This is a genomic window from [Roseibacterium] beibuensis, from assembly GCF_039542305.1.
Taxonomy (GTDB): Bacteria; Pseudomonadota; Alphaproteobacteria; order Rhodobacterales; family Rhodobacteraceae; genus Roseibacterium; species Roseibacterium beibuensis.
Window position 1 is genome coordinate 89,953 of sequence record NZ_BAABHW010000007.1, and the last position, 22,765, is coordinate 112,717.

At 66.2% G+C, this 22,765-nt stretch carries 24 protein-coding genes; 4 read left to right on the plus strand and 20 right to left on the minus strand.

Annotated features, from left to right (window positions below):
- The first annotated feature begins 6 nt into the window (after nucleotides 1-6).
- Nucleotides 7-639 (plus strand): histidine phosphotransferase family protein, encoded by a 633-nt coding sequence (locus ABD923_RS17870; protein ID WP_259554134.1) that lies wholly within the window; start codon nucleotides 7-9, stop codon nucleotides 637-639.
- Nucleotides 640-644: 5 nt separating this feature from the next.
- Here ABD923_RS17870 and ABD923_RS17875 read toward each other — a convergent pair whose 3' ends face one another.
- The 3 genes from ABD923_RS17875 to ABD923_RS17885 are packed head-to-tail and all read right to left on the minus strand — an operon-like array spanning nucleotide 645 to nucleotide 2,727.
- Complete coding sequence (locus tag ABD923_RS17875; protein ID WP_259554133.1) at nucleotides 645-1,166, minus strand: gamma carbonic anhydrase family protein; 522 nt, start codon at nucleotides 1,164-1,166, stop codon at nucleotides 645-647.
- Nucleotides 1,163-1,819 carry a guanylate kinase gene (gene gmk, locus ABD923_RS17880; protein ID WP_222187186.1) on the minus strand — a complete coding sequence of 219 codons (657 nt, stop codon included), beginning with the start codon at nucleotides 1,817-1,819 and terminating at the stop codon, nucleotides 1,163-1,165. The genes ABD923_RS17875 and gmk overlap by 4 nt, the downstream gene beginning before the upstream one ends.
- A 2-nt stretch (nucleotides 1,820-1,821) precedes the next feature.
- Nucleotides 1,822-2,727: a YicC/YloC family endoribonuclease gene (locus tag ABD923_RS17885; RefSeq protein ID WP_310796450.1), complete on the minus strand. Its 906-nt coding sequence runs from the start codon at nucleotides 2,725-2,727 to the stop codon at nucleotides 1,822-1,824.
- Nucleotides 2,728-2,856: 129 nt separating this feature from the next.
- On the opposite strand from ABD923_RS17885, the gene ABD923_RS17890 reads away from it, so the two are divergent.
- Entirely contained in the window at nucleotides 2,857-3,489 is a 633-nt protein-coding gene (locus ABD923_RS17890; RefSeq protein WP_259554132.1) for a PAS domain-containing protein, read from the plus strand.
- Nucleotides 3,490-3,549: 60 nt separating this feature from the next.
- On the opposite strand, the gene ABD923_RS17895 is transcribed toward ABD923_RS17890, so the two are convergent.
- The gene (locus ABD923_RS17895; protein ID WP_259554131.1) at nucleotides 3,550-4,920 is read right to left on the minus strand and encodes a class II 3-deoxy-7-phosphoheptulonate synthase; all 1,371 of its coding nucleotides are present in this window, start codon (nucleotides 4,918-4,920) and stop codon (nucleotides 3,550-3,552) included.
- A gap of 178 nt (nucleotides 4,921-5,098) precedes the next feature.
- Between ABD923_RS17895 and ABD923_RS17900 the strand changes: the two genes are divergently transcribed.
- Nucleotides 5,099-6,103: a GlxA family transcriptional regulator gene (locus ABD923_RS17900; RefSeq protein ID WP_259554130.1), complete on the plus strand. Its 1,005-nt coding sequence runs from the start codon at nucleotides 5,099-5,101 to the stop codon at nucleotides 6,101-6,103.
- Between the two features lie 7 nt (nucleotides 6,104-6,110).
- Here ABD923_RS17900 and ABD923_RS17905 read toward each other — a convergent pair whose 3' ends face one another.
- From ABD923_RS17905 to ABD923_RS17915, 3 genes are read right to left on the minus strand one after another with little or no spacing between them, the layout of a single operon-like run.
- Nucleotides 6,111-6,389 carry a hypothetical protein gene (locus ABD923_RS17905; RefSeq protein ID WP_222187183.1) on the minus strand — a complete coding sequence of 93 codons (279 nt, stop codon included), beginning with the start codon at nucleotides 6,387-6,389 and terminating at the stop codon, nucleotides 6,111-6,113.
- Between the two features lie 9 nt (nucleotides 6,390-6,398).
- Nucleotides 6,399-9,203 carry a bifunctional [glutamate--ammonia ligase]-adenylyl-L-tyrosine phosphorylase/[glutamate--ammonia-ligase] adenylyltransferase gene (locus ABD923_RS17910; protein WP_259554129.1) on the minus strand — a complete coding sequence of 935 codons (2,805 nt, stop codon included), beginning with the start codon at nucleotides 9,201-9,203 and terminating at the stop codon, nucleotides 6,399-6,401.
- On the minus strand, nucleotides 9,200-9,577 hold the full coding sequence (locus ABD923_RS17915) for a nuclear transport factor 2 family protein (protein ID WP_222187181.1): 378 nt from the start codon (nucleotides 9,575-9,577) through the stop codon (nucleotides 9,200-9,202). The genes ABD923_RS17910 and ABD923_RS17915 overlap by 4 nt, the downstream gene beginning before the upstream one ends.
- A 74-nt stretch (nucleotides 9,578-9,651) precedes the next feature.
- Here ABD923_RS17915 and ABD923_RS17920 point away from each other — a divergent pair, with 74 nt between their 5' ends.
- Nucleotides 9,652-10,122, plus strand: a complete 471-nt coding sequence (locus tag ABD923_RS17920) for a YbaK/EbsC family protein (protein ID WP_222187180.1) — start codon at nucleotides 9,652-9,654, stop codon at nucleotides 10,120-10,122.
- A 4-nt stretch (nucleotides 10,123-10,126) separates the two neighbouring features.
- Here the strand turns inward: ABD923_RS17920 and lpxB are convergent, their stop codons facing one another.
- The 13 genes from lpxB to pyrH all read right to left on the minus strand — a co-directional run bounded on the left by lpxB (nucleotide 10,127) and on the right by pyrH (nucleotide 22,629).
- Complete coding sequence (gene lpxB / locus ABD923_RS17925; RefSeq protein WP_259554244.1) at nucleotides 10,127-11,296, minus strand: lipid-A-disaccharide synthase; 1,170 nt, start codon at nucleotides 11,294-11,296, stop codon at nucleotides 10,127-10,129.
- A 2-nt stretch (nucleotides 11,297-11,298) separates the two neighbouring features.
- A complete protein-coding gene (locus tag ABD923_RS17930) occupies nucleotides 11,299-12,081 on the minus strand; it encodes an LpxI family protein (protein ID WP_259554128.1) in 783 nt (260 codons plus the stop codon).
- A gap of 12 nt (nucleotides 12,082-12,093) precedes the next feature.
- A complete protein-coding gene (lpxA, locus tag ABD923_RS17935) occupies nucleotides 12,094-12,894 on the minus strand; it encodes an acyl-ACP--UDP-N-acetylglucosamine O-acyltransferase (protein WP_259554127.1) in 801 nt (266 codons plus the stop codon).
- Nucleotides 12,894-13,373: a 3-hydroxyacyl-ACP dehydratase FabZ gene (gene fabZ / locus ABD923_RS17940; protein WP_222187176.1), complete on the minus strand. Its 480-nt coding sequence runs from the start codon at nucleotides 13,371-13,373 to the stop codon at nucleotides 12,894-12,896. The genes lpxA and fabZ overlap by 1 nt, the downstream gene beginning before the upstream one ends.
- 116 nt (nucleotides 13,374-13,489) lie before the next feature.
- Nucleotides 13,490-14,146 (minus strand): OmpH/Skp family outer membrane protein, encoded by a 657-nt coding sequence (locus ABD923_RS17945; protein ID WP_345229560.1) that lies wholly within the window; start codon nucleotides 14,144-14,146, stop codon nucleotides 13,490-13,492.
- A 46-nt stretch (nucleotides 14,147-14,192) separates the two neighbouring features.
- Nucleotides 14,193-16,463, minus strand: coding sequence for an outer membrane protein assembly factor BamA (gene bamA, locus ABD923_RS17950; protein WP_259554124.1), 2,271 nt, complete (start codon nucleotides 16,461-16,463; stop codon nucleotides 14,193-14,195).
- Nucleotides 16,464-16,783: 320 nt separating this feature from the next.
- Complete coding sequence (locus ABD923_RS17955; protein WP_222187173.1) at nucleotides 16,784-16,921, minus strand: hypothetical protein; 138 nt, start codon at nucleotides 16,919-16,921, stop codon at nucleotides 16,784-16,786.
- A gap of 109 nt (nucleotides 16,922-17,030) precedes the next feature.
- Nucleotides 17,031-18,359 carry an RIP metalloprotease RseP gene (gene rseP / locus ABD923_RS17960; RefSeq protein WP_259554123.1) on the minus strand — a complete coding sequence of 443 codons (1,329 nt, stop codon included), beginning with the start codon at nucleotides 18,357-18,359 and terminating at the stop codon, nucleotides 17,031-17,033.
- Between the two features lie 3 nt (nucleotides 18,360-18,362).
- Entirely contained in the window at nucleotides 18,363-19,538 is a 1,176-nt protein-coding gene (gene dxr / locus ABD923_RS17965) for a 1-deoxy-D-xylulose-5-phosphate reductoisomerase (RefSeq protein WP_259554122.1), read from the minus strand.
- Nucleotides 19,539-19,543: 5 nt separating this feature from the next.
- Entirely contained in the window at nucleotides 19,544-20,341 is a 798-nt protein-coding gene (locus ABD923_RS17970; protein ID WP_259554121.1) for a phosphatidate cytidylyltransferase, read from the minus strand.
- Nucleotides 20,342-20,348: 7 nt separating this feature from the next.
- A complete protein-coding gene (uppS, locus tag ABD923_RS17975) occupies nucleotides 20,349-21,059 on the minus strand; it encodes a polyprenyl diphosphate synthase (RefSeq protein ID WP_259554120.1) in 711 nt (236 codons plus the stop codon).
- A 71-nt stretch (nucleotides 21,060-21,130) separates the two neighbouring features.
- Nucleotides 21,131-21,697, minus strand: coding sequence for a ribosome recycling factor (gene frr, locus ABD923_RS17980; RefSeq protein WP_222187168.1), 567 nt, complete (start codon nucleotides 21,695-21,697; stop codon nucleotides 21,131-21,133).
- Nucleotides 21,698-21,876: 179 nt separating this feature from the next.
- On the minus strand, nucleotides 21,877-22,629 hold the full coding sequence (gene pyrH, locus ABD923_RS17985; protein ID WP_222187167.1) for a UMP kinase: 753 nt from the start codon (nucleotides 22,627-22,629) through the stop codon (nucleotides 21,877-21,879).
- Nucleotides 22,630-22,765: the final 136 nt, after the last annotated feature.

The following is a 22,765-nucleotide window of genomic DNA, read 5'->3' on the forward strand; positions in this document are numbered from 1 at the left end:
CCTTTCATGATGGATGACCACAGCCATACCGTGCATCCGACGCAGACGCTTGCCGAATTGATCGGTTCGCGACTCTGCCACGATCTAAGTAACCCTTTGGGGGCAATCGGCAACGGGGTCGAGTTGATCGAGATGACGGGCGCGGCAGACGGGCCCGAGATGGAATTGATCCGCGATGCCGTGGCCGATGCGCAAGCGCGGGTGCGGTTCTTTCGCCTCGCCTTCGGCGCGGCCGGCCCGGACCAGGTGACCAGCACGCGCGAGGCGGCGGCGGCCTTGACCGGTTATCACCGCGCCGGACGCATCGATTCAAGTTGGAACGTCGCCCCGGATCTTTCACGCCGCGATGTGAAACTGGCGTTCCTGATGGTCCTGTGCGCCGAATCTGCCCTGCCCATGGGGGCCGAGCTGGAGGTCAGCCATACCGCATCGGGCCAGTGGCAGTTGCGGGCCGAGGCTCCGCGCGTCGCCATGGACGAGGCCTTGTGGTCGGTCCTGCGCTTCGGCCCCTCCGCCGCGGGCCGCGCCTTGCGCCCCGCCGAGGCGCAGTTCCTCGCGCTGCATGTGCTGGCCGAAACCCTTGGCGTGACGATCAATTACGTGGCTGAAGAGGGCGGGCTCAGGATGTCGACGACCTAGGCCGGTCAGGACACGGGACGCATCCCCTCGCGGAACCGGCGCATGCGCTGGCGGTAATGCTCGGCCGAGGCCAGGAGTTTTTCCTGCGCGGCGGCGTCCAAGTCGCGCACGACCTTGCCCGGCATCCCCATGACGAGGGACCCATCAGGGATTTCCTTGCCCTCCGGGATCAGCGCACCGGCGCCGATCAGGCAGCCCTTGCCGATCTTCGCGCCGTTCAGAACCGTGGCGCCCATCCCGATCAGGGACCCGTCGCCGATGGTGCACCCGTGCAGCATCGCCTTGTGCCCGATGGTGCAGTTCGCGCCAATGGTCAGCGGATAGCCCATATCGGTATGGAACACGCAGTTTTCCTGCACGTTCGAGCCAGCGCCCACGCGGATTTCCTCGTTATCGCCGCGCAGGGTCGAGCCGAACCAGACGGATGCGCCCGTCTCCAGCACGATGCGGCCGATCAGGTTGGCATCCGGTGCCACCCAGCTGTCCTCGGCAATCTCGGGGGCGATCCCGTCCAGCGCGTAAATCATGCTTCTCCCTCCTCGAATTCCTCGTGCAACCGGCGCACATGGCCCGCAAGGCCCGGCTGCTGTTCGCGACGCAAACGCTCGGCGGTGACGATGGTCGTCAGACGCTCGAAGGTCGCGTCCAGGTCGTCATTCACCAGAACGTAGTCGTAGCCGTCCCAATGGCTGATCTCGTCCCAGCTTTTCTGCATCCGCTTGGCGATCACGTCGGGGCCGTCCTGCCCGCGCGAGATCAGCCGGCGCTTCAACTCGGGGATCGAGGGCGGCAGGATGAAGATCGACAGCGTGTGACGGCCCAGTGCGGAATTGCGGATCTGCTGCGCGCCCTGCCAATCAATGTCGAAAAGCACGTCGCGCCCCGACTCGATCGCGTCCGACACCGGCGCCATGGGCGAGCCGTAGAAATTGCCGAAGACATGGGCATGCTCCAGCATTGCCCCGCCCGCGACCATGGCCTTGAACTCCGCTTCGCTGAGGAAGCGGTAATCCTTGCCGTCCACCTCGCCGGGGCGGGGTTCGCGCGTCGTGGCCGAGACCGAGAAGCTGAGCGTCGGGTCCCAGCCCATCAAGCGCTTGGCCAGGGTGGACTTCCCGGCGCCCGAGGGCGAGGACAGGATGATGAGCAGGCCGCGTCGGGCCACGGGGTCGGCGGGCATGGTCACTCCACGTTCTGAACCTGCTCGCGGGTCTGGTCGATGGCGAGTTTGAGGTCAAGGCCAATGGCCGTCAGCGCGGCATCGCCCGATTTGGAGCAGAGCGTGTTGGCCTCGCGGTTGAACTCCTGCATCAGGAAATCGAGCTTGCGGCCCACCGGCCCGCCCTTGGCGATCAGCGCGCGGGCGGCCTCGACATGGGCGCGGAGGCGGTCGACTTCCTCGGTCACGTCCGATTTCACGGCGAGCAGCGCGAGTTCCTGGGCCAGCCGGGCCTCGTCGAGATCGCTTTCCTCGATCAGTTTCGTGAGGTTCGCGCGAAAGGTGTCCTTCTGCGCCTCGGCGCGGGATTTGGCGGCCTCCTCGGCGGCGTCGGTCAGGGCGGCGATATGGTCGATCTGGGCGGTCAGCACCTTGGCCAAAGCGGCGCCTTCGGACGCGCGCATCGCCTGGAACGCATCGATCAGCGGGGTGGAATCGGCCAAAAGGACCTCCGGCGACGGCAGGTTGGGCCCCTCCCCCGCATCGGCAACGCCGCGCAGCGATAGGATATCGGCGGGGCTGGGATCGGTCAGCACCATGCCCTGCGCTTCGGCGGCGGCGCGCACCTGCGCTATGGCGTGCAGCGCGGTCTCCAGCGCGTCGATGTTCAACCCGGCGCCAGTCCCGGTCGCCGTTTTGGCAAGGCGCAGGTTCAACGTGACCGACCCGCGGGCGAGCCGCCGGGACAATTCCTTGCGCAAGGGCGCCTCCAGCGCGCCCAACCCATCGGGCAGGCGCAGGCGTAGGTCCAGGCCGCGGGCATTCACGCTGCGCAATTCCCAGGACCAGGCGGCCTCGCCCGACGCGCCCTCGCGCGCGCCATAGCCGGTCATCGACGCGATCGCGCCGGCCGATACATCGTTAACCAATGGTAAACTCTCCCTCTGCCCCGGTTAAGCGCTCCGGGCTATCCTTGGATGGGACCGGAAAAGCCCGCCTGCGTCAACCGGCCCACAAAGCGCGCACGGCATCCATTCCGGGGATGGAGACCAAGGGACATGAGCCAGGACAGTACGATCGCCGATCACGGAGCGCACCCCGCCATCGCGGCCCTTCACGGCGATGCCATGCTGCGCGACGCGGTGGCGTATTGGGACGGGCTGCGGCAAGGCCGCCTCGTGCCGGCGCGGTCCGAGATCGACCCCGGGGCCTTATCCGACCTGCTTGGGCACGCGGCCATGCTGGAACGCCCCCGCCCCGGCACGATCCGGTTTCGCCTGGCGGGCGGGCGCATCTCGGCCCTGATGGGGCTGGAGGCACGGGGCATGCCGTTTCGCACGCTGTTCGACCTGGATCACCGCCGGCGTGTGACCGAGGAGGTGGAGGCGAGTTTTGACACCGTATCGCTCTTGTTCGGGTCACTGATCCCACGCGATGCGCCGCCGGGCGACCGCTCCGAGACCCACATGGCGCTGATGCCCTTGAGCGATACGTCCGGCGCCGTCACGCGGGCCCTGGTTCTGCTTGGCGAAGGGGCCTGTCGCACCGTGCCGTCCGTGCCCTGCCGCTGGCGTGTGACACACACCTTGCAGGTCCCCTTGCGGCCCGGTGTGTTGGTGTTGCCCGGGCGGCCCGCGCCCCAGCCGCCGCCACAACACCCGTTCCGCGTTATCCAAGGCGGGCTGGCCTGAACAGCAAAGCGCCGCGCCTTTTCGGACGCGGCGGTTTCATTCCGGGCTATGGGCAATGCATCAGCTGACGGCACGCATCGCTTCGCGGCTTTTCTGCAGTTCCTCGGCCACGAGGAAGGCCAGTTCCAGCGACTGGTTCGCGTTCAGGCGCGGGTCACAGGCGGTGTGGTAGCGCGAGGACAGGTCCTCGTCGCTGAGCGCGTGCATGCCGCCGGTGCACTCGGTCACGTCCTTGCCGGTCATCTCGAAATGCACCCCGCCGGGAACGGTGCCCTCGGCGCGGTGGACCTGGAAGAACTCCTGCACCTCGCGCAGGATCGAGTCGAAGGGCCGCGTCTTGTAGCCGGTCGAGGACTTGATGACGTTGCCGTGCATCGGGTCGCAGCACCACAGGACGTTGGCACCTTCTTCACGCACCGTCTGGACGAGACGCGGAAGGTTGTCGCCGACCTTGCCCGCGCCGAACCGCGCGATCAGGGTCAGGCGGCCGGCCTCGTTATTCGGGTTCAGCTTGGCCATCAGGACCTTGAGGTCCTCCGCCGTGGTGGTCGGGCCGCATTTCAGGCCGATCGGGTTCTGCACGCCGCGGCAGAACTCCACATGCGCGCCATCGGGCTGGCGCGTCCGGTCGCCGATCCAGATCATGTGGCCAGAGCCCGCCAGCCATTTGCCCGAGATGCTGTCGAGACGGCAGAGCGCCTCTTCGTATTCCAGCAGCAGCGCCTCGTGGCTGGTGTAGAAATCGACCGTGCTGAGCTCGTGGTTGGTTTCCCCCGTCAGGCCAGCAGCCGACATGAAATCGAGGCTGTCCTGGATACGGTTGGCCATGTCCCGGTAGCGCTCGGCCCCGTCGCCGCCGATGAACCCCAGCGTCCAGCTATGCACGCGGTGGATATCGGCGAAACCGCCCGTCGAGAAGGCGCGCAGCAGGTTCAGCGAGGCAGCGGCCTGCGTGTAGGCCTGCAACATGCGGGTCGGGTCCGGGATGCGCGCCTCGGGCGTGGGCGCGATATCGTTGATGATATCGCCCTTGTAAGACGGCATCTCGATGCCGCCGATCACCTCGGTGGGCGCGCTGCGGGGCTTGGCGAACTGGCCGGCCATGCGGCCTACCTTCACCACGGGCACCTTGGCGCCATAGGTCAGCACCATCGCCATTTGCAGCATGATCTTGAAGGTGTCGCGGATCGTGTCGGCGGAAAACTCCGAGAAGCTTTCGGCGCAATCGCCGCCCTGCAGAAGGAAGGCTTCGCCCCGGCTGGCCGCGGCCAGCTCATCGCGAAGGCGACGCGCCTCACCGGCGAAGACCAGGGGCGGATACTGGCGCAACTTCGCTTCCACGCCGTCGAGGGCGGCGGCATCCGGATAGTCGGGCATCTGGATCCGGGGCTTGTCGCGCCAGGTCGATTTGGTCCAGCCTTGGGTGGTCATCGTGGCCTCCACATCTCTCTTCGAGGGCCGTCTATACGCGACGTGGACCACGGGGCCAATCCCGCATTTGGCGTTTCGCGGGGATTGCGCCCGCCGAAAAATGGTGCTTTCGCTGTTTGAACGGGCAAAGGACAGGCGCGGGGCGATCGGTCCCCACGACAGGAGGCGCAACCAGGCCATGACGACACGGAACGACCCAATACACTCGGCCCTGCCGACCAAACGTTTCGTTTTCGTCCTGCTCGATCAGTTCACGATGCTCTGCTTTTCCAGCGCGGTCGAGGCGCTGCGGATCGCCAACCGCATGTCGGGCCGCCCGCTCTATAGCTGGCTGCTGGCCGGTGAAGGCGGCGATTTCGCCCAATGCAGCGCCGGGATCACGTTCCAGCTCGACTGCGACCTGGACGAGGTCAACCGCGACGATACCATCCTGGTGTGCGGCGGGATCGACGTGCAAGGCGCCACCACCAAGCGCGTGGTCAGCTGGCTGCGGCGCGAGGCGCGCAAGGGGCCGGTCATCGGCGGGCTGTGCACGGCGGGCTACACGCTGGCCAAAGCCGGTTTGCTGGACGGCAAGCGCGCCACGATCCACTGGGAAAATCAGGACAGCTTCACCGAGGAATTCGAAGAGGTGACGCTGACCAAGTCGGTCTTCGTGATCGACGGCAAGCGCATCACCACGGCGGGCGGCACGGCTTCGATCGACCTGATGCTCAAGATCATTGCCGAGGATCATGGCGAGGACCTCGCCAATCTCGTGGCCGACCAGCTGATCTATACCTCGATCCGGACCGACCAGGACACGCAGCGCCTGTCGATCCCCACCCGCATCGGCGTGCGCCACCCGAAACTGGGTCAGGTCATCCGGATGATGGAGCAGAATATCGAGGACCCGATCAGCCCGGCGCAACTGGCCGCCGAGGTGGGCATGTCCACCCGGCAGTTGGAACGCCTGTTCCGGCGCTATCTCAACCGCTCCCCCAAGCGGTATTACATGGAGCTTCGCCTGGCCAAGGCGCGCAACCTGCTGATGCAGACCGACATGAGCGTCATCAACGTCGCCATGGCCTGCGGCTTTGCCAGCCCGTCGCATTTCTCGAAATGCTACCGCGCCCATTACGACACGACGCCCTATCGCGAGCGCGGGTCGCAAGCCGGACGCGTCAAGGCCACCGAGGCCTGAGCCGCCCTTACCCGTCGGTCACGCGCGCGCCCCGCCCCCCGCGACGCCGGGCCTTGGGCGGTTTGCCCAGCCCCTCCTCCAGCACCTTGCGCATCGGATGGTCCGCGGGTGCGGCGGCATGGCGCGCGATCAACGTCCTGATCAGGTCGCGCGGCGGGCTGTCCCCGATGGAGAGGGCCCAGTCGACGAAGATCGACCGGCATTCAGGTTCGGTGATGCCGTCGATGCGAAACGCCTCGTGGATCAGGCCCTTGGGGTCGGCGGGGTCATTGGGTCGAAGGGGCATAACGGCACCTCACGTGTTCATCCGGCGGGTCAAGGCGGCCTCGATCACCGATCTGGCCTCTGCGCGCGTCTTGTCCAGCACGTCAGCCAAAGTCTCCGCGTCCGCTTGATCCGCCTGCTCCGACAGGAAGCGGCGTCCGCCGAGGCCGATGGCCTCGGGGTCCAGCGCCTCGTCGGTCAGAAGACGGCCGGATTGGTTGATCGTGGCAAAGAGCTTGTGCGCGGCGCAGAGTGTTTCCGCCTCGTCCCGGCCGAGCCAGCCGATGGCCGCCCCGGCCTTGATCTGTTCGGACACGGGGCGCAGCGGCACGCCGGCGATCAGGGCAGCGGCCTGCGCGACCAGTTCAATGTCCTGCAGGCCGCCCGGCCCTTCCTTCACCGCCCATGTGCCCCCGCTGCGGCCCGCGGCGGCCAGGCGGTCGCGCATCTCGGCGGCATCGGGAATGACCTTGGCGGGGTCGGCCTTGGCCTCGATCACCGCGCAGCGGATCGCCTCGATATCGGCCAGAAGCGTCGCCTCGCCCGCCAGCGCGCGGGCGCGCGTCAGGGCCATATGCTCCCATGTCCAGGCCTCCTCGCGCTGGTAGCGTTCGAAGGCCGAAAGCGCGGTGGCCACCGGCCCCTGCCGCCCCGAGGGGCGCAGGCGCATGTCCACATCGTAAAGCTTGCCGGCCGCCGTCGGCGCGGACAGGGCCGTAACCAGCGCCTTGGTAGCCTTGGCGAACCAGCCGCGCGGATCGAGCGGGCGGCGCCCCTCGGTCATCTCGACGCCGCCGGCATCGTAGATCACGATCAGGTCGAGATCCGAGGCCGCCGTCATCCGCCCCGAGCCAAGGCTTCCCATCGCCACGACGGCCCCGCCCCGTCCCGGCGCGGGACCATGGCGGCGCGCAATGTCCTCGCAAACCGCGGGCCAGAGGGCGATGAGCACCGCATCGGCAAGATCGGTGTAATGCGCCCCCGCCGTCTCGGCGTCGATCATGCCGCGCAACTGGTGCACGCCGGTGCGGAAATGCCATTCCTTCTGCCAGCGCCGCGTCTCGTCCAGCCGGTCCTCGTAATCGAGCCCGTTCAGCGCCTCTTGCAGGTCTGCCACGAGCGCGTCGCGCCCCGGCCAGGGTGCGAAGAAGCGCCCATCCAACACCGCGTCCAGCACGGCGGAATGGCGCGACAGGTAGCGCGACAGGCCCGGTGCCGTGGCGCAGATATCGACGATCAGGTCCACGAGTTGCGGGTTCGCCTCGAACAGCGAGAACAGCTGCACCCCGGCGGGAAGGCCACGCAGGAACCCGTCGAAATTCTGAAGCGCCTCCAGCGGCTTGGCGGCTTTCTCGAAGCGGGCGAGGAAGCCGGGTTTCAGCCGTTCGAAAATCTCCTGCCCGCGCACCGAGCGGAGCGCGGCATAGCCGGGCCAGCGCGCAACGATCTCGGCCGCTTCCTCGGAGATGTCGGACGGACCCTCGGCGACCTCGCTGCCCATCGGGGCAAAGAACTCCCCGCAGATGCGTTCCGTGCGCTCCAGCCGCTCGGACAGCGCCTTGCGGAACGCCTGCGTATCGCCTTCGCCACAGAAACGCGCCAGCCGGTCGAACCCCTCGGCCGATTTGGGCAGCGCGTGGGTTTGCGCATCGTCAATCATTTGCAGCCGGTGCTCGATCTCGCGGTGCTGTGCGTAAAGCTCGGCGAGGTCGCTGGCCGCCCCCCGGTCGATCCAGCCCGCGCGCGCCAGCGCCTGAAGCGCCTTGACCGTTCGCCGCTGGCGCAGGCTGTCGTCGCGCCCCCCGGCCACCAGTTGCCGGGTCTGGGCGAAGAACTCGATCTCGCGGATGCCGCCCGCACCGAGTTTCATGTTATGCCCTTCGAGGACGATATCGCCGGTCCCGCGATGCAATCCCTTGTGCTCGCGAATACGGCGGCGCATGTCCATCGTGTCCTGCACCATCGCGAAATCCAGATGCCGCCGCCAGACAAAGGGCGTGAGCGTGTCGAGAAACCGCTCGCCCGCCGCGACATCGCCGGCCGCCGCGCGCGCCTTGATATAGGCCGAGCGTTCCCAACTGCGCCCCTCGGCCTCGTAATAGCGTTCCGCCGCCGCCATCGAGATGCAGACCGGCGTGACCGAGGCGTCGGGGCGCAGCCGCAGATCGGTGCGAAAGACATAGCCCTCCGCCGTGGTTTCCGAGAGGGTCGCCGCCATTCGGCGCGTGGCACGGATGAAACCGGCACGCGCCTCCATCTCGTCGGCATCGTCGAAGCGGGTCTCGTCGAACAGGCAGATCAGGTCGATGTCGGAGGAGTAGTTCAACTCCCCTGCCCCCATCTTGCCCATGGCGAGTGCCACCATGCCGCCCGCGTCCTTTAGCGCCTCCTCCTCGGTCACGCCGGGGATCTTGCCGCGCCGGGCCTCGTTGGCGACATGGGTGTGCAAGGCGACCTCCACGCAGGCATCGGCGAAATCGGTCCAGGCCTGCGTGACGGTGGAAAGCCCCCAGACACCGCCCAGATCGGCCAGCGCGACGATCAGGGCCGCGCGCCGCTTGAACTGCCGCAAACCGGGGTTGAGATCCTTGAGGGTCAGTTCCCCCGCCTCCTTGATCAGGGCGGCGATCGTGTCCTCGGGCGGCTCGTCGAGCGCGTGTGACAGCCAATGGCCTTCCTTGGCCATGAGCCCCGCGAGATAGGGTGAGCATCCCGCCGTGCCCTCGATCAACGGGCGCAGCTCGGGCGGAAGATGATGCAGATGGGCCAAGGCCTCGGCCCCGCGCTCGGGCGCGTAGGGGATCGGGTGGCGCGTGATACGGGAAGCGAAACTCATGGAACCTGCTGGCCGGTCAACGGCGTGTCCTGGCTGAAGATGTTGACAAGATGCCCGTTCTCGATGCGCCAGATCGAACTGACCAGCATGGTCTCGGGCGTGTGGCCGGGGCGGGCGTAGCGCACCTGATAGGCATAAAGGAAATGGCCCGGTCCCAGGCTGCGGACATGATCTTCGCCGATTTCATAGGCCAGAACGGACGGGCCGAAGGACAGCTGCTCGGCATGGGCCTCGCGCCCGGCGAAACCATCCGGATAAACACCGAGGAAATCGCGCGACAGCATCGCCTGATCGGCGGCCGCATCCCCGCGCCTCAGCGCCTCCCACACGGCGCGCTCGGCCCCGCGGATCGCGTTCTTCGTCGCCTCGTCCACACGCCCCTCCCCGGCCCTTGCAACTCTCGCTGCGACCTTGCAAGTGTCTGGCGGTAACGACAAGGGGGCGTGACATGTCGAAAAGTCTCAAGCGGGTGAAACGCGCCCTCGAAGACGGCGGCGTGCCTGCCGAGGTGCTGGAAATGGCCGAAGGCACCCGCACCGCCGAAGAGGCCGCCCGCGCCGCCGGGTGCGAGATCGACCAGATCGCGAAATCCATCATCTTTCGCGCCGAAGAGCATGGCACGGCCGTGCTGTTCGTCACCGCTGGCGGCAACCGCGTGGATGACGCCAAGGCCAGCGCCTTGGCCGGAGAGGCGTTGGGCAAGGCCGATGCCGCCCTGATCCGCGCGCAGACCGGCTTTGTGATTGGCGGCGTGTCCCCCGTCGGGCACCTGTCGCCGATCCGGGCGTGGTTCGACCCGCGCCTGTTGGCCTTCGATACCGTCTATGCCGCCGCCGGCACCCCGCGCCACATCTTCGCGATTGCCCCGCAGGACCTGCTGCGCCTGTCCGGCGCAACCGAGGCGGATTTCACCGCCTGACGGGTCACAGAACCGACAGGACCGAGCGCGCGGCGCGCAGGCCCGGGTCTTCGCCACCACGCCCGAGCCGCAACATGGTCGCCGCCATCGCGTCGAGCTGGTCGGTGCGCGCCTGCGACTCGTCGAGAATGCGGGACAGGGACGGTGCGATCAGATCCGCCCGGCAGTTGGGCCCGAGAAATTCCGGGACCGCGCGCGTGTCCGAGACCAGGTTGACCAGCGTCACGGTGTCCACGCGCAACATGGCCCCGATCATCTTGCGGGTGAGCCAGCTGAAATCATAGGCGATCACCATGGGCACCGCGTTGGCCGCCAGTTCGAGGCTGACCGTGCCCGAGGCCGCCAGCGCCGCATCCGCCGCCGCGAAGGCCGCGCGTTTTTCGGCAAGAAACGCCTCGCCCGATTGGTCGCGCGGATCGAGGATCAGCGGATCGCCCGGCCAATCCGCCAGCCTGTCGGACAGGGTTGCGGCCACGGCCCCGGTCGTCGGCACAACCACGCGGGCGCCGGGATGTTCCGCCTTCACCTTGCGGAGGGTCTCCCCGAAAACGGGGGTAAGGCGATCAACCTCGGATCGCCGCGAGCCCGGCAGGGCAAGGATCAGCGGTGCGAGGTCGGCGATGCCGTGTCGGGCGCGGAAGGCCGCCGCCGCATGCTCGCTGGCGACGGGTTCGGTCGTCACCGGGTGACCCACGAAATCGCAGCTCATGCCGACAGCCTGCATATAGGGCGGCTCGAACGGCAAGAGCGCCAGAACGTGGTCGATGGACTTGGCCATTTTCGCCGCGCGCTTGGGCCGCCACGCCCAGACCGTGGGCGCGACATAGTGGATCGTCGGCATGTGTTCGAGGCGCGCCTTGACCTTGGCGGCGACGCGCAGGGAGAACTCGGGACTGTCGATGGTGATCAGCGCATGGGGCCGTTGCGCCACGACCTCGTCTGCGGTCTGGTTGACGCGGGCCAACAAGCTGCGCAGGCGCGGCAGGATCTCGGTCAGGCCCATGACCGACAGTTCCTCCATGGGGAACAGGCTTTGCATCCCTTCGGCCTGCATCAGCGGGCCGCCGATCCCGTGAAGCTCCAGCGGCTCACCGGCGAGTTCCTTCAAACCACGGATCAGCGCCGCTCCCAGCCGGTCGCCGGACGGTTCACCCGCGACCATGAAAAGCCGCAGGGTCACGGCGCGGCCCAGAGCGACAGGCCGGTTTCGGCGCAGGCGTCCAGGACAGCGTCCCGGTCGAGCATCAGAACGGCCCCGGCGGCGATCTCGATACCCGCAAGCCCCGCCTCGGCGGCAAGGTGGATCGTCTCCGGCCCGATCGCCGGCATGTCGACGCGCAGGTCCTGGCCCGGTTTCGGCCGCTTGACCATCACCCCGCCAGAGCCCGGGGCGCTATCGATAATGAAACGCAGCATCGCGTCGGTTCCTTGCAGAGTCTCGATGCCGATGACCTGCCCCTTGGCCGCCGCCGCCGCCTGCCCGACATCGAGCGGCCCGAGCGCGTCGAGAACCGCGCGGGCGCGGGCGACATCCGCCTCGGGCAAGGCCTCTCCGGCGAGGCAACCCGGCTCGGCCACGAGGTCGGGGCGCAGGTCATGCGCGCCGAGGATCCTGAAACCGCGTTCTTGAAACAGCGCCATGACATCGCGCAGCAGCGCATCATCGCCTTGCCCCATCGCGGCCATGAGGCGCGGCATCAGCGCTGCGGTGGCGGCGTCAAGCTGGGCCGGGTCCAGGCTGGGGCGGCTCATCGCGCCCGCGAAGGTCACCTCACGCACGCCGGCCACGGACAGATCGTAGAAAAGCTTGCCCAGCTTCTCGAACCGGGCCGGGATATGCCCCGCCGCGCCGGGCAGGTCGGGGGCCTCTTCGCTGAAGGTCACGACCTTGGCCGGACCACCGGCCAAAAGCAAACCCGGCAGCGATCCAGATCCCGCGATGATGGCCCGCTTCGTCATCCAGCCCCCGGCCTACGGCGTCAAATAGGAGCGGTCGCTGTCGCCCAGCACGAAATCCATGATCTCGCGGACATAGGCGCTGTCGCCCAATTCGCTTTCGCCCAAACGCCGCGCGCGGTCCTGAAACGCGCCTTCGCCCTGCGCCAGGGCCTGGAACGCCGCCCGCAGCGCGGTAATCTCCGCGCGGTCCACCCCGCGCCGCTTGAGACCGACAAGGTTGAGCCCATCGAGACCCCCGCGCGGCCCCTGCACGAGGCCATAGGGGATCACGTCATTGGTCACCATCGTGACCGCGCCGATGATCGCGCCGCGCCCGATGCGCACCCATTGGTGCACGCCGGACAAGCCGCCAATGATCACGTCATCGTCGATCACGCAGTGCCCCGCCACCGAAGCATTGTTCACAAGGATCACGCGGTCGCCGATCCGCGCATCATGGGCGACATGGGCGCCCGCCATGAACAGGCCGTCATCGCCGATCCGCGTCTCGCCGCCACCGCCCTCGGTGCCGGTGTTCATCGTCACGCCTTCACGGATGCGATTGCGCTTGCCGACGACCAGGCGCGTGCGCTCGCCCGCGTATTTCAGGTCCTGCGGGATGTCACCGATATTGGCGAAGGGAAAGATCGTGCTGCCTTCGCCGATCTCGGTCCAGCCCGTGACGACGGCATGGGATTTCAGCGTGACCTGCGCATGCAGCGTCACTTCGGGACCGACAACGCAGAAGGGGCCGATGCGGCACCCTGCCCCGATCGTTGCGCCCTCCTCGACAACCGCCGAGGGGTGGATTTCTGCGCTGGGGTCGACGGCCATCACGCCGCCTCGGTCGGAAGATCCATCATCGCGGTAAACTCGCATTCCGCGGCGACCTCGCCCTCGACCGTGCCGCGCGCCGCGAATTTCCAGACCTTGCCGCCGGGCTTGCCGCGCGTGACCTCGATGGCCAGTTCCAGCACGTCGCCGGGGCCGACCTTGCGGCGGAACTTGCACTTGTCGATGCCCATGAAATAAACGAGCAGATCCTGGTCGGCGAGGTTCGAGCTGACCCCCACCATCACGGCGGCCGTCTGGGCCATCGCCTCGACGATCGTCACGCCGGGCATGATCGGCACGCCGGGGAAATGGCCTTGGAAGTGCGGCTCGTTATAGGTGACGTTCTTGATCCCGACGGCGGATTCGAAGGGCACGATATCGCGCACCTTGTCGATCAGCAGGAACGGATAGCGATGCGGCAGGATCCGCTGGATCATTTCGATATCAGCGATGGTCGGGGTCTCGGCCGTGCTCGTCATCGGCGGCTCTCCTCAAACTCGGGTCTCGGGCCGCAGCGGCGCCGGGGGGCGCGCTTCAAGGCCAATGTCAGCCGGGGCTTAGCAACTTGGATGGGCCACGACAAGCAGGGCTGCGCCTACTCGGTCTCCTCTGCGCCCGACGGGGCGTCGGGGTCGGTTTCCAGTTCGACCGGTGGCGGCACGTCGGTGTCCTCCTGCGGGAGGACCGGGCTGTCCGGCGCGACCGGGTACACCCCATCTACCGAGATCAACGGTGTATCCCCGCCTTCCCCAAGTTCGCCGTCAATCCGCACGATGGCTGCGGCGGTGATATCCACGCTTTCGGCAGACAGGAGCACCGCGCGGCTGTCCATCAGGACGGCGGCGCCGCGGTCGCGGACCAGTTCGAGCAGGATCGGAAAGCTCAACTCGAAAAAGCGGCTTTGCGCCGCTTCGGCTTGCGTCTGCAGATCCCGCGCCTTGGCCGCCTGCGCGGCGCGAATTTCCTCGACACGCGTGTCGAATTCATCGGCCAGGGCCCGGAATTCCTCGGGGGCCATGGTGTCGCGCAATTCCGTGAGGTCCAGTTCTTCCTCGGTCAACTGCGCTTCGATGCGCCGGTTTTGCGCGGACAGGGCCGAAGACGCCGCCTCCAACTCGCGCTGAATGCGTTGCCCGAAGCGCGTGCCTGACACCAGTTGTTCCTGGTTCAGCACCACCACCCCACCTTGCGGCGGGGGGGCTGCGCTTTCCTGGGCCGCCAGCGGGGCGGCCAAGAAAGCAGCGGCCGCCAAGATGGCGGCCGAGGCTGTTTTCGCAAGAAGACCCATGTCGTGCCGGTCAGAACCGCGCTTCGACCGAGAAATCGAAGGCTTGCGTTTCGTCGGTGTTCTGCTCGCCGAAGGCGTGGCTGAAGTTGAAGCGCAGCGGACCAAGGATGCTGTCCCAGAACAGCGACACACCGACGGCCTGACGCCAATACAGGTCGTCATCGACACTCCTTGCACCAACGGTGCTGTTGCCGCCATTCGTGTTGTCCAGGCCCCAGACGGTCCCGATATCGTAAAACACGCCGCCGGTGATGCCGTATTCATCGGGCAGCCCGATGGGGAAGCCAGCCTCGAACCGGGCAACAGCCATGTAGTTACCGCCGAGCGCCTCTCCGGTTGCGGTATCGTACGGCCCGATGCTGCGGGACTCGTAGCCGCGCATCTGACGGGAGCTGAGGAAGAACCGGTCGGTCAGCCGGCTGTCGCCATCGAGAGAGAACAAAGCCCCCGTTTCAAAGCTGGCCCGCAGGTTCACCTCTTCGCGCATGACGGATGTCTCGGCGATGGCCAGGGCGGTGGCGCGCAGGAATTCGGCGTCACCGCCGAGGCCCGCGTATTCTGCCCCTACCCGCAGCAAGACGCCGGCATTGGGGTTCAGACCGACGTCACGGCTGTCATAAGTATAGCTCAGGCCGATGATCGACGCGAGACGATCCCCATCGTCTGCCTGAATGATATCCGAGGTCTCGGTCGGATCGTTGATCGAGATATCGTCCCATTCAAGATCGTAAGACAGGCGCAGACGTCCCATCTCGCTCACCGGGAAGCTGACGGACGTTCCCAGCGAGACCCGCTCGGTGTCATAGGTCAGATCGTCGTCATCGGTCACCGTGTAGCCGGCGGACAGACCCAGCCCCACATCGCGCGCCATGAAATTCGGCTCGATGAAGGAGAAGTTCACGCTTTGGGAATCCGCAACCGTATTGAACCCGAAGGCAAGCCGCTGTCCCCGCCCGAGGAAATTGCTTTCCGCGAAGTTCACGGCAAGGCCCGGCCCGCTATCGGTGGAGTAGTTGGCCGTAAAGCCAAGCGACCCGGTCGGCTGTTCCTCCACGTCGACATCCACCACGACCTGTTGCGGCGAGCTGCCCTGGCGTCCTTCGACCTGCACATCGGAGAAGAATCCCGTGGCGCGGATGCGTTCGGCAGCCTGACGGATCGCACGGGGGTCGAACGGGTCGCCTTCCACCGTGTCGAACTGGCGACGGATAACCCGGTCGAGCGTCGTGGCGTTGCCTTCGATGTCGATGCGCTCGACGAACACGCGCTCGCCGCGCGAGATCACGTATTCGACGTCCAAAGTCAGGCTGGCCGGGTTGCGCGTGATGCGCGGCTCGATGCGGACAAAGCGCAGGCCCTGTTGCGTCGCCAGGTTCTCCATCCGGCTGATCGCGTTGTCGATGATGCGCGGGCTGTAGGTGGCCCCTTCGCGCGTGCGGATCACCGAGCGATACTCGTTGGCATCGGCTTCGGGGATCTCGGACACGACCGAGACACGCCCGATATCGAAGCTCTGGCCTTCGCGGATGTTGAAGGTGACGAAATAGGCACCGCGATCACGCGAGAGTTCCGGCGTCACGGACAGGATCTCGAAATCGACATAGCCGCGATCAAGGTAGAAATTCGTCAGAAGCTCGCGGTCCAGCGCGATGCGGTCGTCGATGAACGTGTCCGACCGGATGATGGCACGGAAAATGCCGGCCTGCGTGCTTTCGAGCACCTGGCGCAAGCGGCGGTCGGAGTATTCGCGGTTGCCAACGAAGGCGATCCGCTCGGTTTCTACGACGCGGCCTTCGCTGACCTCGAAAACCAGGTCAACGCGGTTATCTTCGCGGCGGATGATGACGGGGTTCACCGTCGCCGTCAGGCGACCGGACTGACGGTAGGCGTCTGCGATGATCGCGGCATCCGCCTCGGCCACGGCGGGCGAGTAGACGCGGCGCGGCGCCGACTCGATCTGGGCCAGAAGATCTTCGTCATCGAGACGGCGGTTCCCCTCGATCGCGATCCGGTTGATCGCCGGGTATTCGCGCACCTGAATGACGAGCGTGTTGCCGCGCGGCAGGATCTCGACCTCTTCGAAGAGGCCAGTCGTCTGCAACCGCTGCAACGCGTCGTTGACCTGTGCGGCGCTGACCGCGGTGCCGGGCTCGATCCCTGCATAGGCCAGGATCGTATCCGACTGGATCCGCTGGTTCCCTTCGACAACGAAATTCGAGAACCGGAAATTCTGTGCCTGCGCCGTCACCGGAGCGAGGGCGACCGCCATCGCAATTGCCATGGCGCCGGTCGAGAAGGCTGGAATTCGAGGCGAGGCATCCTTCACGACCAAAAGTCGGGAAGCCAAAACGGCGATCAAAACGCGGACATGCCGGATCATCGAATCCAACCCCTAGAATTCTTGCAGACATGAACTGCCTAGCTACTAGGCGACGGGTTGTCAAAACGATGGTGAGCAGGGATTGGGTCCTGGCGTGCCTTTATCACAACCTGTGGCCGTAGCGGCACGAAAACAGCCCCGCACGGACGCGTCCGAGCAGGGGGACTTGACGTGATTTCAGAAACTTCGGCGCTGAAACCGGGCGAGTCGCCCGACCTCGATCAGATGACCTGAAGGAGCGACACCGCCCAGCCGGCGAGGGTCAGCGCGGCAACGATCAGAACGGGCACAAGCAGCCGGTCCGTGTTGAGACGAACGAACAGGGACAGCCCGCGATAGCTTTCGCTCATGAGTTTCATGACGCCCTCCTTCTGACGATGCGTTTACAGAGGGTTAATGGTCGCGGAACGTGGCACGATTATGGCTTCGCGGCGACGATTTAGCGGAGAGCGGGCGGGCCAAAGGCGCTTACGGACAGAAGAGATCGTTGGTCAATGCGAACAGCATCAGGGACAGAAGCAGGGTAAGACCCGCCGTCATGAAGATGCGCAACGCCTTGTCCGACGGCGGCTTGCCCGCCACGGCCTCGTAAGCGTGGAAGACCAGGTGGCCGCCATCCAGCACGGGGATCGGAAACAGGTTCAGCAAACCCACGGCGGTCGACAACACGGCAATGAACCAGATGAAATCGTCGAGGCCCTGGCTGGCCGCCGCGCCGCTGGTCTCGGCGATGCCGATGGGCCCTTGCAGATTGCACGACGAAATCGCGCCGGTGATCATGTGCCACAGGCCCGATAGCGACGAGCGGATGACGAAGATCGTCTGCTCGGCGCCGGCCATGAGCGCGCTCCCCGGTCCGACACGTTCGGTCACCGGATCGAAGATCAGGCCACCGGCAATGCCGATCAGCCAGCGGGTTTCGAACCCGCCATCGACCAGCGGCAAATCGGTACGGCGCGGTGACAGGGTTATGTCGAGCGTGTCCCCCGCGCGCCACACGGTCAGGTCCAGCGGATCGCCAGCCGACGCGTCCACCGCTTCGCGGAGCTGGGAAAAGGCGTGGACGGCCACTCCGTCAATCGCCTGGATCACGTCACCTTCCTCGATCCCCGCGGCTATGGCGGCAGATTGCGGCGTGACAGACTGCACGATGGGCAGCAGCGGGAACGAGGCCGTCACGGCCACTTCGTCTCCGCCCCTCTCGACGATGTAATCGACGGTCGGGGTCGGCTCCAGGGCGCGGGCGACCGTGTAGACATCGGCCAGCGTTTCCACCGGCTCGCCTTCGATCGAGAGGATACGATCGCCCTCGTCCAGGGTCACCATCTCGGCAGGCAGTGCGGCGGGTGTCCCCACGATGGGCGCCTCGACCGGCCGCCCGGCAATCATCAGGACACTGGCGAAAATCGCGATGGACAGGATGAAATTGAAGACCGGCCCGGCCGCGACGGTCGCGGCCCGTGCCCACAGCGGCGCGCCATGCATGGACCTGCGCCGTTCGTCGACATCCAGCGCGTCGATGGCCGCCGCGTTCTTGCCGCTGGCTGCATCGGAATCGCCGAGGAATTTCACGTATCCGCCAAAGGGCAGCGCCGCGACCTGCCACTTGGTGCCGCGCCTGTCGACACGGCTGAACAGGACCGGCCCGAAGCCAAGCGAGAACACCTCCGCATGGATGCCCGACCAGCGCCCGACGATGTAGTGGCCGTACTCATGGATCGCCACGATGATCGAAAGCGCCGCGATGAACGCGATCAGGGTGAAGGCGAACCCGCCGAAATCGGGAATGAACTCCATGACTCAGGCTGTCTCCTTCTGATTGATGCAGGACCACGCACGGTCTCGTGCCATGTGGTCCACTTCCAGCACCTCCTCAAGGGTAGATGGGGGAATTGTGAGGCTGAATTCCGTCGACATCGCGTCAAGGGTGGCCTCGACGATGCCGGACATGTCCATGAACCCGATCCGGCCCGCGATGAAGCCATCGAGCGCGATTTCCTTGGCCGCGTTGAAGATGCAGCCCGCGCGCCCGCCGGTTTCCATGACGGCCTGCGCGATGCCGAGCGCGGGGTAGCGCCGCAAATCCGGCGCGCGGAATTCCAGCGTCGCGATCTGCGCAAGGTCGATGCGGTTGACGGGCAGGTCGCGCCGCTCGGGCCAGTTCAAGGCGTAGCCGATGGCGTGGCGCATGTCGGGCGCGCCCAGATGCGCCATGAGCGCGCCGTCGGTGAAGCCGACAAGGGCGTGGACGATGGATTGAGGATGCACCACGGCCTCGATCTTTTCGGGGCCGACGCCGAAGAACTCCTTGGTTTCAATCAGTTCCATCGCCTTGTTGAACATCGACGCGCTGTCGATGGTGATGCGCTGCCCCATGTCCCAGTTCGGGTGCGCGCCGGCATCGGCCACGGTGGCCTGGGCCAGCGCCTCCAGCGGCCAATCGCGCAGGCCCCCGCCCGAAGCGGTGATGATGATCCGCTCGACGGCGTCCATCTCCTCGCCCACCAGTGCCTGGAAGACGGCGGAGTGTTCACTGTCGACCGGCAGGATCGTGGCGCCATGCGCGCGGCCCTCGGCCAGAAGAAGCGGGCCCGCGGTGACAAGGCTTTCCTTGTTCGCCAGGGCCAGCGTCGTTCCGTGACGCAAGGCGCGAAACCCCGGTGCCAGGCCCGCCGCGCCGACGATGGCCGACATGATCCAATCGGCGGGCCGGTCCGCGGCCTCGGTCAAGGCCCCCTGCCCGGCTGCGGCCTCGACGCCCGATCCGTCCAGCGCGGCGCGCAGGTCTTCGAGGCGATCCTCGTAACAGGTGACCGCAAGGTCGGCGCCCAGCCGTTTCGCATCCTCGGCCAGTTGCGCGATATTCGCGCCGCCGGTCAACGCGACGACGTCATAGGCGTCCGGGTCGCGCGCGATCAGATCGACCGTGTTCTGCCCAATCGAGCCGGTGGCCCCGAAAATACTGACCCTACGCATTCTGGTTACATCCCTCCGGGAACGGGCGGGAACCGGGTCAGGCTTTCCACGATCAACAGCACCAGCGCCGCCCCCAACATTCCGTCGAACCGGTCCCAAAGACCGCCATGTCCGGGCAAAAGGGCCGAACTGTCCTTGACCCCGGCGCGGCGCTTGACCGCCGATTCCGCGATATCCCCCATCTGGCTGGCCATCGACAGCGCCACCGAGACGCCGATCAACTCGATGCCCGAGTTCGTGACCGCCATGAAGGCCCAGCCGACAACAGCCGCGCCGATCCAGCCCGCCGTCGTTCCCGACCAGGTTTTCTTAGGGCTGACGCGGGGCCAGAACTTGGGGCCGCCGAAAATGCGCCCGGCGAAATAGCCGAAAATATCCGTCACGGCGACCACGAGAACCAGCCACAGCATCCATGTCACGCCGAACTCGTCGCGGTGGATCATCAGGCCGAAACTGGCCAGCATGATCAGAACCGTCAGCACCAGGAACAGCGTGCGGTTGCGGTCGAGCACGCCGATCCCCGCGATCCCGGCCAGCATCAGAAGCGGCAGACCCAGCCCCACCGGCAGAAGCTTGGCCGCCAGAAGCAGGCCCGCCGCCAAGCCACCAAGCATCAGCGACCGCTTGGGGCCGGCATCCAGCATCCGCGCCAGTTCCCAGATCAGGACCGCCACGATCGCGACGACCAGCAGGCTGAACCAGGGATGCCCCGCCCAGACCGCGGCCAACCCGACGGCCGCAATCAGCACACCTGTGACGAGCCGGGTCAGAAGGTCGGAGAAACTGTCGCGCGACAGCGACATGGGCACTTCAGACCAGCACCGCGCCGAAACGACGCTCGCGCGTTCCGAAGCGTTCCAGCACTTCGGCGAAAACCTCGGGGGTGAAGTCGGGCCAGAGCGTGTCGATGAACTCGTATTCCGAATAGGCCGACTGCCACAGGAGGAAATTCGAGATGCGCGCCTCGCCGCTGGTGCGGATCACAAGGTCCGGGTCGGGCAGGACATGGGTATCGAGATAGCGCGGGAAGGTCTCGTCGCAGATCTTGCGCGGGTCGAGCTTGCCCATCTTGACGTCATTGGCCAGGCGCCGCGCCGCGCGGGTGACTTCGTCCCGGCCGCCGTAATTCAGCGCGATTGTCAGGTTGGTGCCGGTATTCTCGGCCGTCATCAGTTCGAGCCCGTCCATCAGATCGACCAGCGTCGGCTCCAGCCGGACGCGATCCCCGATGAACCGCACGCAGACATTTTCATCGAACAGCGACTGTGCCTCGCGGCGGATGTAGCGCTTGAACAGCCGCATGAGCCCCGCGACCTCGGTCTGGGTCCGTTTCCAGTTCTCGGTCGAGAAGGCAAAGACGGTCAGGTAATCCACCCCCAACTCGGGACAGGACCGCACGATTTCCTTGACCCGCCGCGCGCCGGCGTGATGGCCGATCAAACGCGGGCGATTGCGCATCTGCGCCCAACGGCCATTGCCGTCCATGATGATGGCCACATGCGTGGGCGATGTGTCGGTCATGGCTGGGGATCCTGTCCTGAGAGGGCTCGGGCGCGTGGTGGGCAGCCGGGCTGACTGCCGAAAGCAAGCGCTCAGACCTGCATGATCTCTTGCTGCTTGTTTTCCAGCGCCTCATCGACCTTGGCGATATGCGCATCGGTCATTTCCTGCACCTCGGCTTCCCAGAGCTTCTGGTCATCTTCCGACATGCCGGCGGCCTTGGCCTTCTTCACCTGGTCCATGCCGTCGCGCCGCACGTTGCGAATGGCGACGCGGGCGTGTTCGGCATATTGCGCGGCCACTTTGGTCAGTTCGCGGCGGCGTTCCTCGTTCAGCTCCGGGATTGGGAGCATGATGATGGTGCCGTTCAGCTGCGGGTTGATGCCAAGGCCGCTTTCGCGGATGGCTTTCTCGACCTTGCCGACCATCGACTTGTCCCAGACGTTGATCGTGACCATGCGCGGTTCCGGGACGTTCACGGTTCCGACCTGGTTGATCGGGGTCGGCTGGCCATACGCTTCGACCATCACGGGGTCGAGCATCTGCGAGGATGCGCGGCCCGTCCTGAGGGACGCGAATTCCGTGCGCAACGCGGCCAGTGCACCGTCCATGCGGCGCTGCAGGTCATCGGTATCGATCTCGAGTTCATCCTCGGCCATGGTGTCTGCCCACTCCTCTTCAGGCTCTTTGCCCGGGGTGATAGCGCGCCCCGTGGAAAACTTCCAGAACTCGATTGTAGCTCGATGAACGGAAACGGAAAACGCCGCGCGATGGCGCGCGGCGGTCACAGGCCTTCAAAGCGAGAGAGCAAAACCGACGCGTGAGGCAGCGTGGTGGCTCAATCCCCGACGCGGGTGTACGTGCCTTCCCCGGCGAGGATGCCCCGGAACCCGCCCGGCTCATCGAGGCTGAAGACGATGATCGGCGTCGAGTTTTCGCGCGCCAGCGCGATGGCCGAGGCGTCCATCACGCCGAGATGCTGGGCCAGCACCTCGTCATAGCTGATTTCCTCGTAGCGCTTGGCGTCTTCGTGCTTCTTGGGGTCCTTGTCATAGACCCCGTCCACCTTGGTGCCCTTGAAGATCGCTTCGCATTTCATCTCGTTGGCGCGCAGCGTGGCGGCGGTGTCTGTCGTGAAATACGGGTTGCCGGTTCCGGCGGCAAAGATCACCACGCGCTTTTTCTCGAGGTGGCGCACGGCGCGGCGGCGGATATAGGGCTCGCAAACCTGGTCCATCGGGATGGCGCTGATGACCCGGGTGAAGACCCCCATCGATTCCAGCGCCGACTGCATGGCCAGCGCATTCATCACCGTCGCCAGCATCCCCATGTAGTCGGCCGTCGTGCGCTCCATCCCCTGCGCGCTGCCTTGCAGGCCGCGGAAAATGTTGCCGCCGCCGATCACCATGCAGATTTCGACGCCGAGGTCGTGCACCGACTTCACCTCGCGCGCGATGCGCTCGACCGTTGGCGGGTGCAGGCCGAACCCCTGATCCCCCATCAGCGCCTCACCCGAGATCTTCAGCATCACGCGGTCGTAGAGAGGATCAACTGAAACTTGGACAGGCGAGGCGGGCGTTGTGTCGGACATGGTGGCAGCATCCTTTGGCGGCCTTTCGGCGATGGTCAGGCCGGCGGTGATTGAGTTCGGCGCAACATGGTCTAAAACCGGGCGCGGTTCAACGCCCTGCGGCGCGCCGTGCGGGCCAGATGAAAAAACGGCCACA